Genomic DNA, 11,446 nt, shown 5'->3' with positions numbered 1-11,446 from the left:
CCACCCCGACGATATTCCAATCCGCAAAAAGATGAAGAGAGCGTCCTGGAGCAAGGATGCCCTCTTCAATCTCTTTACTCATGTGCGATAGCCCTGCTCTGCGGGGGAGGGTGCCCCACGGCGAGTGCGAAGCACTCGTGCGTGGGGCGGGAGAGGGGCAGCGCGACGCCATTCCAGGGAGCGCCCTTCACGACGGCTCCGCCCTATCCGGAAGCGGCGTCCCCTCTCCCGGCTCGCTCCGCTCGCCACCCTCCCCCGCAGAGGGGGAGGGGGAAACCCGCGCTTCATTTCAAGAAGGGACTGCCTCGGACAGCCCTGCGATCAAAAGAATCCAGTCTATCACCCTCCCTTGACTGCCCCTCGCACGCGCGCACACTCCCCGCACCGCGCCCGCAAGAGAGCGCGACCGTCGGGAGGAACACCATGCTGACGCGACGCGGTTTCGCGGGATTCGCCTCGTGCGCGATCTGCAGCCTGACCGGCTTTCTCGCCACCGAGGCCGGGGCGCAGACGCCGCCCGCGGCGACGCCGGGGGTGAAGCGCAAGGTCCTGGGCCAGACCGAGGGGCCGGCCCCCGGCTACGTCACCATCACCGCGGAGGTCGAGATCGAGCCCGGCGTGCTGGTCGGCCGCCACACCCATCCGGGCATCGAGGCGGGCTACGTCCTGGACGGCGAGATCGAATTGCCGATCGAGGGCCAGCCGACCCGGGTGCTCAAGGCCGGCGACGCATTCCAGGTCCCGCCGGGGGTGCCCCATGCCGGCTCGAAGAGCGGGACCAAACCGGTGCGCATCCTCAGCACCTACACCGTCGAGAAGGGCAAGCCGCTGGCCTCGCCCGCATAGGCGTCACCCCCGCGCCCCGCGCAGGATCAGGCGGCTGCCCCGCACCTCGTAGGAGTTCAGCCGCTCCAAGAAGCTCATCCCGAGCAGGTTCACGCCGAGCGCCCCGGGCTTCGTCACCAGGGCGGCGACGCGCGTCTCGGTGATCGGCCCGACCGCCACCGTGTCGAGCACCACCGGGGCCGCGGCGGTGCGGCCGTTGGCGGTCTGGACCTGGACCCGGAAGGCGCCCGGGCCCGGATGGAGGCCGAGCTGGGCCGCGGTCTCGGCGGTGAGCACCACCGCGCTCGCGCCGGTATCGAAGGCGAAGGCCTGCGCGCGGCCGTTGACCTTGGCCTGCACCGTGAAGCCGCCATCGACCCGCCGGGCGATCACCACCTCGTCGCCGCGCCCCGGCACCGGCTCGCCCGGGTTCATCTCGCCGAGCGCCCGGAACGCCATGTCGCGCGCCGCGTCGCGATAGGCGTAGAGGCAAGCGGCGCCCGCCCCGATCGCGATCCAGAGCAGCAGCGAGACGAGCCCCTCGCCGAAGCCCGACCGGAAGCGGTTGCCGACGCCGCTCAGAATCATCAGGGTCGCGCCCCCGGCCGCCGCGAGCCCCGCCGCCTCGTCGGGGCGCAGGCCCGCCACCGCACGCCCGCCGACGGCGTTGAGCGCATAGGCGCAGGCGAGGAGCAGGAGCCCGATGCCGACGGCGCCCGGCACGGGCGTCAGGCCAGGGCCGGGGCCGGCTCGGGCTCCGGCTCAGCGGCCGCGAGCCGCGCCGGCAGCCCCGCCATGATCCGCAGCCGCTCCGGCTCGGACAACGAGCCCCAGGCGGCGATCTCGGCAGCCGTGCGGCCGCAGCCCTCGCACAGGCCGGTGACGGGATCGAGGACGCAGAGGCGGATGCAGGGGGAGGAGGCGGGCATCAGGCGGGAATCGCGATCACGAGGGCGAGGAGGGCGGCGATCTCGGCCAGCTGCTGGCTCGCTCCGATCACGTCGCCGGTCTGGCCGCCGACGAGGCGCGCGGCCATGCGGCTCAGCGTCCAGGCGGCGAGGAAGGCGAGGAGTCCGGCGAGGCACAAGCCCAGCCAGGGCAGGCCGAGGAGGCCGGCGGCGACGAGCACGGCGAGGCAGAGCGCCCAGGCGGTGGCGTGGGTCGCGGTCGTCGGCCGGCCGACCGCGTGGGCTGCGCCGTTCGGCCGGGCTGGGGGGAGGCGGCAGAGCGGCCACAGGGCGGCGGTGCGCGACAGCGCGGCCGCCATCAGGAAGGCGACGGCGACGCGCCAGCCGATCCGGTCGGCCAGGGTGGCCAGCGCCCCAATGCGGAGCGCATAGGACAGGACCAGGGCGGCGGCCCCGTAGGCGCCGATGCGGCTGTCGCGCATGATCTCGAGGCGGCGGGCCGGCGTGGCGCCGCCGCCGAACCCGTCCGCCACGTCGGCGAGGCCGTCCTCGTGCAGTGCCCCGGTAACCAGCGTCGTGAAGGCGAGGGCCAGGGTGGCGGCGAGGAACGGCCCGAGGCCGAGCGCCAGGGAGGCGGCGAGCGCAACGGCGCCCGCCGCTCCGATCACCAGGCCGGCCAGCGGCAGCATCCGCGGCACGGTGCGGAAATCCGGCGCGGCGTGGACGTCGGTCTCGCCCGGCAGGGCCGGGACCGGCAGGCGGCTGTAGAAGCGAAGGCAGGCAGCGAGGTCGGCGAGGGGCGGCCACGGGCCGGAGGGGGGCACGGGCGGCTCGAACGCGTCGTCGGCCCGATCAGGCCCCGTGTTCAATCCTGTCCCCATTCGCTCACGTGCCCTGCCGCAAGGCGCACCTGCACCTCTGGATTCGCCCCTCCGGCATTTTGCTGTATCTGCTCGCCTCACGATAGCCCGCCAGACGGGTTGCCCCCGCAGGACACCGATCCCCATGGCCGACACCCCGACCGACGCCGCCCCGTTCGACGACATCCGCCGCCTGATCGCCACCATGCCGGGGCCGGACGAATCCGCCGCCGCCGAGGTCTCGGCCCGCGACTCGCTTCTAACCAAGCCCGCCGGCAGCCTCGGCCGGCTCGAATTCCTCGCCGCCTGGATGGCGGCCTGGCAGGGCAAGGCGCCGCCGAGCCTCGACCGGCCGCTGGTCTGCGTCTTCGCCGGCAGCCACGGCGTGGCGAACAGAGGCGTCTCGGCCTACCCGTCGACGGTCAACCGCCAGATGCTCGACAATTTCGCCGCAGGCGGGGCGGCGATCAACCAGATCTGCGCCGCCTACGGGCTCGGCTTCAAGGTGTTCGACCTCGCCATCGACATGCCGACCGGCGACATCACGACCGAGCCGGCGATGACCGAGAAGGCCTGCGTCGCCACCATGGCGTTCGGCATGGAAGCGGTGGCGGCGGGCACCGACGGGCTCGCCGTCGGCGAGATGGGCATCGGCAACACCACGGTGGCGGCAGCGATCTACGCCGCGCTCTATGGCGGCGAGCCGGCCCGCTGGGTCGGCCGCGGCACCGGCATCGACGCGGCGGGATTCGCCCGCAAGGTCGCGGCGGTGGAGGCGGCGCTGAACTGCCACCAGGGCCACCTCGACGATCCGCTCGCCGTGATGGCGCGCTTGGGGGGCCGCGAGATCGCCGCCATGGCCGGGGCGATCCTGGCGGCGCGGCTGCAGCGGGTGCCGGTGGTGATCGACGGCTACGTCTCGACCGCTGCCGCCGCGCTCCTCCACGCCGTCGATCCCCGCGCCCTCGACCACTGCCTCGCCGGCCACGTCTCGGCGGAGGGCGACCACGCCGCGGTGCTGGAGCGCCTCGGCCTGCGCCCGCTCCTCGATCTGGGCTTGCGCCTCGGCGAGGGCAGCGGGGCGGCGCTCGCCCTCGGACTCGTCAAGGCGGCGGTGGCCTGCCACCGCGAGATGGCGACCTTCGCGCAGGCGGGGGTGTCGGGGCCGGTGTAACCGGGACGGCGGTTCTCTCGGCGTCGGTGCCACCGACGTCGTTGCCACCCTCCGAGTCATCCCGGGGCTCGACGAAGTCGAGAACCCGGGATCCATAACCGCCGACGATGCCGAATGAAGCGGTGCACGTTCCACCTCATCCTGAAACCTCGGCGGTTATGGATCCCGGGTTCCGCTGTCGTGGTCCCGGGATGACCCGGAGGGTGGAAGAATTGTTGCGCCGAACGACGTTCCGTCAGGCCGTCCGCGCCATCGCCTTGCGCATCCGCCCGACCATGGCCCAGAGCCGCGGATCGCGCTTGATCCGCCGCTTCAGGCGCGCCCCCGCCTCGGCCGCCGCCCCATAGGCCCGGCCGCGCAGGCTCACCGGTATCACCGCATCGACGAGGGCGATCGTCTCGTCGCAGACGCTCGCCTTGTAGCGCGCCTCGCCGACCCCGAGGTCGAGGTCGGCGCGGCCACGCAGGCACTGGTCGCGGATCAGGGCCTGGAGCAGCAGGTCGCCGGGGCTGAAGCGGGCGAGCGCGGGATCGGGATCGAACGAGGTCAGCATGCCGCTGAAGCGCGTGGCATCGACCGCGCCCACGAAGGTCGCGAGGATGCGCCCCGCCTCCGTCCGCAGGGCGTGCAGCTCAAGGGCGCCGGCCCGGTGCGCGGCCGCGAGGAAGTCCCGCGCCGCCGGATCGGCGAACGGGTCGCGGATGCCGTCTTGCGCGAACCGCACCGCCTTCTGGGCGAGATAGGCCGAGAGGATCTCCTCGCCCTCGGCGACGTCCGCCGCGACCCGGTGCGCGACGGGGCCGTGCGCGGCGACCAGCCACTTCTCCTTCTGGCGCAGCTTGCGGCGCGCGTCGCCGCTCAGGACGCGTTTCAGCACGGCGTCGGGATCGGGCTCGAGGGCCAGGCCGTAGGCGTCGCTCGGCGAGGGCGAGCCCGTCGCGAGCGGATTTCGCACGCCGTTCCAAAGCCGCGGCTGGTCCGGCAGGTGGATCACGTCGAGGCCGGCCTCGGCGCCGGCGCGGCGCAGCGCTCGGGCATAGGCCTCCTCCGGCAGGGCCATCGCCTCCGGGCCGGAAAAGAGCGGCATGTGGAAATTCGCGTGCCGGCCGCCGATCATCCGGGCGACGCGGATGCCGGCCTCGCGATGCGTGTACAGCGGCAGGAGCGCCACGGGCCGCCCGGCGGAATCGCGCAGCAGCACCGGGCAGGGCCGTGCCCCCGCCGGCAGCAGGGGAGCGCAGGCGGCCACCCAGTCGAAGCGCTGATAGGGGGTCATCACCGCGCCGGGCGCCGCCTCGAGCGCCCGCCAGGGCGCCTCGGCTGCCGCGAGGCTGGAGAAGATCTCGGGCGTCAGGACCGGCGAGGGCGCCGGGCCCGCCGCCGCGCCCTCCGCTGCGAGTTGCATCGTGCCGCTCATCGCTCCACCTCGCGCGTCCTGCCGATGATCTACCGGGCAAGCGTGCAGAATCCGCAAACGCCGTAACGAAGCTTTGGCCGATCGCCGCCATCCTGCGGTCATGCTCTCCGCCAAAGCTCTTGTTTCTTCCGCGCGCCACCGCCTGTTCCAGGCCGGCTTCGCCACCATCGCGGCGACCGGGGCCGACCGCTGGCTCGCCCCCGCCGCCCGCGGCCGGGGCGTGATCCTGACCTTCCACCACGTCCGGCCGGACGCGCCGCCGCCGGGCGCCTACGCGCCGAACCGGCTGCTGGCCATAACCCCGCCCTTCCTCGACCGGACGCTGACGGCTTTGCGGGCGCGGGGCTTCGCGATCGTCCCCCTGTCGGACCTGCCGCGGCGTCTGACGGAAACGGGAGAGCCCTTCGCGGTGCTGACCTTCGACGACGGCTACCGCGACAACCTGGAGCACGCCGCCCCGATCCTGCGCCGCCACGGCGCGCCCTGGACGCTCTACGTCACCCACGACTACGCCACCGGGACCGGCCGGCTGTGGTGGATCGAGCTGGAGCGGGCGATCCGGGTCCTCGACCGGGTGCGGTTGCCGGAGGCCGGGCTCGACCTGGCGGCGGAGGACGACGCGCAGAAATCCGCCGCCTTCGCGCAGGCCTATCGCCTCCTCCGGGCCGGGCCGGAGGAGGTCTTGCGCGCGGCGACCCTGCGCTTGTGCCGGGAGGCCGGGATCGACGCGGGCGGAATCGCCGCCGAGCTGTGCCTATCGCCGGGCGAGTTGCGGGATCTCACCCGGGACGAGGCGGTGACGCTCGCCGCCCACACCCTGTCCCACCCGATGCTCGCCAAGCACGATGCCGCCACCGCCCGCCGGGAGATCGTCGAGGGGCGGGCGCGCCTCGGCGCCCTGCTCGGCCGGGTGCCGGAGCACTTTTCCTATCCGGTCGGCGATCCGGGCTCGGCGGGCGCACGGGAATTTGCGCTCGCCCGCGGGGCGGGCTACCGCACCGCCGTGACCACCCGGCCCGGCCACCTCTTCCCGGAGCACGCCGCGCACCTGCACGCCCTGCCGCGGGTCTCGGTCAACGGCTGCTTCCAGACCGACGCGGCCCTGCGCGCGCTGCTCTCCGGCGTGCCGTTCCTGGCCTGGAACCGCTTCCGGCGGCTCAATGTCGGATGACGTTCAGCGGCGGCGTCCGCGACGATAGTGGCGGCTGCCGCCGCTGATCACCGCGAAGCTCGCGCTCTGCCGGCCGCCGCGCAGGCGCCGGGTCCAGCCGCGGCGGCCGCGGGGCGCGGGATCCACCGCCTCGGCGAGGGCGGGGGGGATGGGCAGGCGCGGGATCGCCGCGGAGACCGCCGCGGCCGCGGCGGCGACGCCCTTCGCGGCGGGACCGAACAGCGACAGGCACTGGTTGTAGGCGAGGTCGCCCTTGATGCGCTCGCACTCGCCGACGGAGCGCGGCGCGCCCTGCGCCAGGGCGGCACCGGCGAGGGGACCGAGGAGGAGGATGAGCGCGAGCGCGTGGCGCATGGGCCTGGGGCTGCCTTGCGGGTGTCGAGGAGTGCCGAAGCGGGAGGGCGCGGGCCGAAAGGCTGCGACGGGGACGTCTGGCAGACCTTTTTGGCGAAAACCCGGCCTCCGCACCAGTCGGTCCATCGGGACCGTCAGGCCGGGTCGCGGTCGGGCCGTTCCATCCAGCGGATCAGCGGCATCAGCGGGATGATCCAGGCGAGTCCGAGGAGCGCGTAGAGTATTGATTGCACGACCGGTGGCGTCTGGGCGATGCGGCTGTCGGCGAGCGCCATGGCGAGGGGCGCGTAGATCAGCACGAAGGCGATCATCACGATCGTCCCGACGAAGGAACGGGTGCGGCGGCGCATGGTGGGGCAACCCTGAGGCGGTGGCAATCTCGTGAGCCCCCGCCTACGCGAGCAGTCGCCGGACGGCAATCCGGCCGGCCGACGCAGGGGGACGGCGCGCTATCCCGCCCGCGACAGGGGCGCCCCGGAATCGTTGCCGGCCCGGGCGGCGGCCAGCAGCGCGTCGCTCCGCGCGCGCCAGGCCGCGATCGCCCGCGCCTTGACCGGACCGAAGCCGCGGATCTCCTGGGGGGCGGCGAGGAGGTCGCGCAACGCCGAGAGGTCCGCCCGGCCGACGAGGGCGAGGGCGGCGTCGATCTGGCTCTCGTACTCCGCCAGCACCGCCCGCTCCTCCCGCCGCTCGGCGATCAGCCGCAACGGATCGAGGCGCCGGCCGCGCAGGCCCTTCATGGCCGCGAGCCCGCGCAGCACCGGCAGCAGCCACGGGCCGAAGGCGATCTTGCGCGGCTCGGATTCACCGGGCCGGGTCCGGGCGAGGAAGGGCGGCGCGAGGTGGAAGGTCGGCCGCAAGCGGCCTCCCGCGTCTCGACCCTCGAACTCCTCGGCGAGGCGGGCATGGAAGGCCGGATCGGACTGGAGGCGGGCCACCTCGTACTCGTCCTTGATCGCCATCAGCTTGAAGAGCGAGCGGGCGACCGCCTCGGCCAAGGCCTCCCCACCCCGCGCCCGGACCACGGCGACCCGGTCGCGGTAGCGCGCCGCATAACGTTCGTCCTGATAGGCGGTGAGGTACTCGGCCCGGCGGGCCACCAGGGTGTCGAGGTCCTGTGCCGGCGCGGGCTCCGGGGCGAGGTGGGTCTCGACGAAGGCCGGATCGGCCGCGAGCAGCCGGCCCCAGGCGAGCGCCAGGCGGTTGCCCGCCACCGCGACGCCGTTCAGCGCCACGGCCTGGTCGAGGGCCGCGCGCGAGACCGGCACCAGCCCGCATTGCCAGGCGAAGCCGAGGAGCAGCACGTTGGCGGCTTGCGCGTCGCCGATCAGCCGCGCCGCCATCGCCTGCGCGTCGAGGCTGCGGAGCGCCCCGGCACCGACCCGGCGGGCGAGCAGGGTCTCCAGCATCCGCGTGTCGATGCGGGCATCGGGATCGCGCAGGGTCGCGCCGGTCGGGATCTCGTGGGTGTTGGCGACGATCCGGGTGCGGGCGGGATCGATCACCGCCGCCGCGTCGGCGCTCGCCGCCACCACGAGGTCGCAGGCCAGAACCGCGTCGGCCCGGCCGCGGTCGATCCGCACCTGGTGGAGCGCGCCCGGATCCCGCGCGAGCCGCACGAAGGAGAGCACCTGCCCGCCCTTCTGGGCGAAGCCCATGAAGTCGAGCACGCTGGCCCCGTACCCTTCGAGATGGGCCGCCATGGTGACGAGGGCGCCGACCGTCACGACGCCGGTGCCACCGACGCCGGCGACCAGGATCTCGAAAGGATCAGGGCCGAGGGCGGTGTCGGGTTCGGGAAGAGCGGCGGCGCGGGCGGCGACCGCCTCGGGCGCGACCGCGACGCCGGGCCGGCGCCGGGGCGTCGCGCCTTCGAGCGTGACGAAGGACGGGCAGAAGCCCTTGAGGCAGGAGAGGTCGCTGTTGCAGCCGGTCTGGTCGATCGCGCGCTTGCGGCCGAACTCGGTCTCGACCGGCACGACCGAGAGGCAGTTCGATTTCTGCTGGCAATCGCCGCAGCCCTCGCAGACGAGCGGGTTGATGACCGCGCGCCGGGCGGCCGGTGGGTTCTTGCCGCGCTTGCGCCGGCGGCGCGCCTCGGTGGCGCAGGTCTGGTCGTAGACCAGCACCGTGACGCCCTTCGTCTCCCGCAACTCCCGCTGCACGGCGTCGAGGTCGTCGCGGTGATGCACGGTGACGCCGGGCCCGAGGGGATCGCGGGCGGCCGCCTCCGCCACCCGCTCGGGATCGTCCGACACCACCACGACGCATGCCGCGCCCTCGGCCGAGACCAGGCGGGTGATCTGCGGCACGGTGAGCACGCCGTCGACCGGCTGGCCGCCCGTCATCGCCACCGCGTCGTTGTAGAGGATCTTGTAGGTGATGTTGGCGCCGCTCGCGACCGCCTGCCGGATCGCCGCGTGGCCGGAATGGAAATAGGTCCCGTCGCCGAGATTCTGGAAGACGTGGGCCTGGCGGGTGAACGGGGCCTGGCCGGTCCAGTCGACGCCCTCGGCGCCCATCGGCACGATGCCGGTGGTGTCGCGCTCCATCCAATTCGCCATGAAGTGGCAGCCGATGCCGGCCCTCGCTTGAGAGCCCTCCGGCACCCGGGTCGAGGTGTTGTGCGGGCAGCCGGAGCAGAAATACGGCGTGCGCACCGGCAGCGGCCCGGAGGGAGCGGGGGCGGCGGGGCCCTGCGGCTCCGCGACCGCGAGGCCGAGGCCGCGAAGGCTCTGGGCCAGAATCCCGACGAGGCGCGAGGGGCGCAGCTCCTCGACCTCCGGGAGCAGGGGGCGGCCATCCGCGTCGCGCTTGCCGAGGATGCGCGGACGATGGTCCGAGGCCAGGTCGTAGAGCGCCTCGCGCAGCTGGCGCTCGACCAGCGGCGCCTTCTCCTCGATCACCAGCACGGTCTCGACGCCCGCCGCCACGCCGGAGAGTCCCGCGACGTCGAGGGGGTGGACGAGGCCGACTTTCATGACCGCGACGCCGGCCGCTTTCAGCGAATCCGGGGCGTGGCCGAGGAGCCGGAACGCCTCCATCGCGTCGCCATGGGGCTTGCCGACCGTGACGACGAGGAGACGGGGGCGCTCCGGCGCGACCACCAGCCGGTCGAGGGGATTGGCCCGCGCGAAGGCGCGGATCGCCTCGAGCTTCTGCAGCGCGCGCGCCTCGATGGCGAGGCTCGGCAGGTCGGGCCAGCGGATGTGCAGGCCGCCCTGCGGCGGCGTGAAGTCGGGAGTCGCGAAGGAGGGCAGCGGCGCCAGCGCGACCGAGGCTGCGCCCTCCACCACCTCGGAGATCGCCTTGAACCCGACCCAGGCGCCGGAGAAGCGCGACGCGGCGAAGCCCCACAGGCCGAAGGCCTCGTACTCGGCGATCGAGCTTGGGTGGATCACCGGCATGTGCCAGGCCGCGAGGGCGAGGTCGCTCTGGTGCGACATCGAGGACGAGACGCAGCCGTGATCGTCGCCGGCGACGACCAGCACGCCGCCCTTCGGGCTGCTGCCATAGGCGTTGCCGTGCTTGAGGGCGTCGCCGGAGCGGTCGACGCCCGGGCCCTTGCCGTACCAGAGGCCGAACACGCCCTCGACGGTGGCGGCCGGATCGAGGGCGACGCGCTGGCTGCCCAGCAGGGCGGCCGCCGCCAGGTCCTCGTTGATGCCGGGCTGGAAGCGGATGCCGGCCTCGGCCAGGCGATCCTTCGCCCGCCACAATTCCTGGTCGACGGCGCCGAGCGGCGAGCCGCGATAGCCCGAGACGAGGCCGGCGGTGTTCAACCCGTCGCGGCGGTCGATCCGGCTCTGGGCCAGGAGGAGGCGGACCAGGGCCTGCGTGCCGGTCATGTAGGCCCGGCCGGTCGCGCGGTCAAAACGGTCGTCGAGGCGGTAGGCGCGGTCGAGCTCGGGCATCAGCGGGGTCTCCTCGCCGTCAGGCTATGCCGCCCGCACAGGCAAAACCTGCCTCTTCGCTTCCGTGTCGCGGTGTCCGGAGGTACGAACGGAGCTGGAAACGCCGAAACGGGACATGCCCATGCCTGAACGGGGAGACGCGCCGGACCGCTTCGAGCGGGCGATCCTGGATGCGCTGCAGGACGACGCCCGGCTCTCGGTGCAGGATCTCGCGCAGCGGATCGGGCTGTCGACCTCGCCGACCTGGCGGCGGCTGAAGGCGCTGGAGGAGCGGGGGATCATCCGCGGCTACGTCGCGCTGGTGGATGCCGCGGCGCTCGGCCACGGCCAATGCGTCTTCGCCCATGTCACGCTCGCCAAGCATGATCGGGACGGCGTGGCCGAGTTCGAGCGCGTGATCGGACGCCGGGACGAGGTGCTGGAATGCTTCTCCACCACCGGCCAGGCCGATTACCTGCTGCGGGTCGTGGTGCGGGACGCCCAGCACTACGAGCGCTTCCTGCAGGAGGCGGTGTTCTCCTGCCCGGCGGTGCAGCAGATCCACTCGAACTTCGCGCTGCGCGAGGTGAAGTTCAGCGTGAAGGTGCCGACGGGGGCATAAGGGCCCAGTTCGCTCGATTGGTAAATCTTATCCCGTCCACAACCTCATCCTGAGGTCGAGGGTGGGATAGGACAGTGTCTCAGAGCACTGTCCCAGCAAGGCAAACAGGCGCCGAGACATAAAAAAAGAGCCCGGCCTTTCGGCCGGGCTCCGCTCCGTCGGGGTGACGGAGTGCGACGACTAGAAGCCGTTGAACTTGTAGTTCAGGCCGGCGCGGACGAC

11 protein-coding genes are annotated in these 11,446 nt (G+C 73.3%); 4 read left to right on the top strand and 7 right to left on the bottom strand.

Features of this window, described 5'->3' with window-relative positions:
• Nucleotides 1-423: 423 nt before the first annotated feature.
• Nucleotides 424-846: a cupin domain-containing protein gene (locus ABZT49_RS13140; RefSeq protein ID WP_355286507.1), complete on the top strand. Its 423-nt coding sequence runs from the start codon at nucleotides 424-426 to the stop codon at nucleotides 844-846.
• 3 nt (nucleotides 847-849) lie between these two features.
• Here ABZT49_RS13140 and ABZT49_RS13135 read toward each other — a convergent pair whose 3' ends face one another.
• From ABZT49_RS13135 to cobS, 3 genes are read right to left on the bottom strand one after another with little or no spacing between them, the layout of a single operon-like run.
• Nucleotides 850-1,548 carry a TIGR02281 family clan AA aspartic protease gene (locus tag ABZT49_RS13135; RefSeq protein WP_355286506.1) on the bottom strand — a complete coding sequence of 233 codons (699 nt, stop codon included), beginning with the start codon at nucleotides 1,546-1,548 and terminating at the stop codon, nucleotides 850-852.
• A gap of 5 nt (nucleotides 1,549-1,553) precedes the next feature.
• Entirely contained in the window at nucleotides 1,554-1,754 is a 201-nt protein-coding gene (locus tag ABZT49_RS13130) for a DUF1289 domain-containing protein (RefSeq protein WP_355286505.1), read from the bottom strand.
• On the bottom strand, nucleotides 1,754-2,614 hold the full coding sequence (cobS, locus tag ABZT49_RS13125; protein ID WP_355286504.1) for an adenosylcobinamide-GDP ribazoletransferase: 861 nt from the start codon (nucleotides 2,612-2,614) through the stop codon (nucleotides 1,754-1,756). The genes ABZT49_RS13130 and cobS overlap by 1 nt, the downstream gene beginning before the upstream one ends.
• A gap of 124 nt (nucleotides 2,615-2,738) precedes the next feature.
• Here cobS and cobT point away from each other — a divergent pair, with 124 nt between their 5' ends.
• Complete coding sequence (cobT, locus tag ABZT49_RS13120) at nucleotides 2,739-3,767, top strand: nicotinate-nucleotide--dimethylbenzimidazole phosphoribosyltransferase (protein WP_355286503.1); 1,029 nt, start codon at nucleotides 2,739-2,741, stop codon at nucleotides 3,765-3,767.
• A 235-nt stretch (nucleotides 3,768-4,002) separates the two neighbouring features.
• On the opposite strand, the gene ABZT49_RS13115 is transcribed toward cobT, so the two are convergent.
• Nucleotides 4,003-5,184, bottom strand: a complete 1,182-nt coding sequence (locus tag ABZT49_RS13115; protein ID WP_355286502.1) for a GNAT family N-acetyltransferase — start codon at nucleotides 5,182-5,184, stop codon at nucleotides 4,003-4,005.
• A gap of 100 nt (nucleotides 5,185-5,284) precedes the next feature.
• Here ABZT49_RS13115 and ABZT49_RS13110 point away from each other — a divergent pair, with 100 nt between their 5' ends.
• Entirely contained in the window at nucleotides 5,285-6,355 is a 1,071-nt protein-coding gene (locus tag ABZT49_RS13110; protein ID WP_355286501.1) for a polysaccharide deacetylase family protein, read from the top strand.
• Between the two features lie 3 nt (nucleotides 6,356-6,358).
• Here ABZT49_RS13110 and ABZT49_RS13105 read toward each other — a convergent pair whose 3' ends face one another.
• From ABZT49_RS13105 to ABZT49_RS13095, 3 genes are all read right to left on the bottom strand, one after another.
• Nucleotides 6,359-6,709, bottom strand: coding sequence for a hypothetical protein (locus ABZT49_RS13105; protein ID WP_355286500.1), 351 nt, complete (start codon nucleotides 6,707-6,709; stop codon nucleotides 6,359-6,361).
• A 134-nt stretch (nucleotides 6,710-6,843) separates the two neighbouring features.
• Entirely contained in the window at nucleotides 6,844-7,059 is a 216-nt protein-coding gene (locus ABZT49_RS13100) for a DUF2842 domain-containing protein (protein WP_093567106.1), read from the bottom strand.
• A 99-nt stretch (nucleotides 7,060-7,158) separates the two neighbouring features.
• Entirely contained in the window at nucleotides 7,159-10,623 is a 3,465-nt protein-coding gene (locus ABZT49_RS13095; protein WP_355286499.1) for an indolepyruvate ferredoxin oxidoreductase family protein, read from the bottom strand.
• A 121-nt stretch (nucleotides 10,624-10,744) separates the two neighbouring features.
• Between ABZT49_RS13095 and ABZT49_RS13090 the strand changes: the two genes are divergently transcribed.
• A complete protein-coding gene (locus ABZT49_RS13090; protein WP_093567108.1) occupies nucleotides 10,745-11,224 on the top strand; it encodes an Lrp/AsnC family transcriptional regulator in 480 nt (159 codons plus the stop codon).
• Nucleotides 11,225-11,446: the final 222 nt, after the last annotated feature.

It is taken from the genome of Methylobacterium sp. EM32 (assembly GCF_040593685.1).
In the GTDB taxonomy this organism is placed as follows: Bacteria; Pseudomonadota; Alphaproteobacteria; order Rhizobiales; family Beijerinckiaceae; genus Methylobacterium.
This window is presented reverse-complemented; position numbering and strand designations above follow the sequence as displayed.

Coding starts and splice junctions, on each gene's coding strand:
- ABZT49_RS13140 (WP_355286507.1), top strand. CDS start 424: ATGCTGACGCGACGCGGTTTCGCGGGATTCGCCTCGTGCGCGATCTGC.
- ABZT49_RS13130 (WP_355286505.1), bottom strand. CDS start 1,754: ATGCCCGCCTCCTCCCCCTGCATCCGCCTCTGCGTCCTCGATCCCGTC.
- cobS (WP_355286504.1), bottom strand. CDS start 2,614: ATGGGGACAGGATTGAACACGGGGCCTGATCGGGCCGACGACGCGTTC.
- cobT (WP_355286503.1), top strand. CDS start 2,739: ATGGCCGACACCCCGACCGACGCCGCCCCGTTCGACGACATCCGCCGC.
- ABZT49_RS13115 (WP_355286502.1), bottom strand. CDS start 5,184: ATGAGCGGCACGATGCAACTCGCAGCGGAGGGCGCGGCGGCGGGCCCG.
- ABZT49_RS13110 (WP_355286501.1), top strand. CDS start 5,285: ATGCTCTCCGCCAAAGCTCTTGTTTCTTCCGCGCGCCACCGCCTGTTC.
- ABZT49_RS13105 (WP_355286500.1), bottom strand. CDS start 6,709: ATGCGCCACGCGCTCGCGCTCATCCTCCTCCTCGGTCCCCTCGCCGGT.
- ABZT49_RS13100 (WP_093567106.1), bottom strand. CDS start 7,059: ATGCGCCGCCGCACCCGTTCCTTCGTCGGGACGATCGTGATGATCGCC.
- ABZT49_RS13095 (WP_355286499.1), bottom strand. CDS start 10,623: ATGCCCGAGCTCGACCGCGCCTACCGCCTCGACGACCGTTTTGACCGC.
- ABZT49_RS13090 (WP_093567108.1), top strand. CDS start 10,745: ATGCCTGAACGGGGAGACGCGCCGGACCGCTTCGAGCGGGCGATCCTG.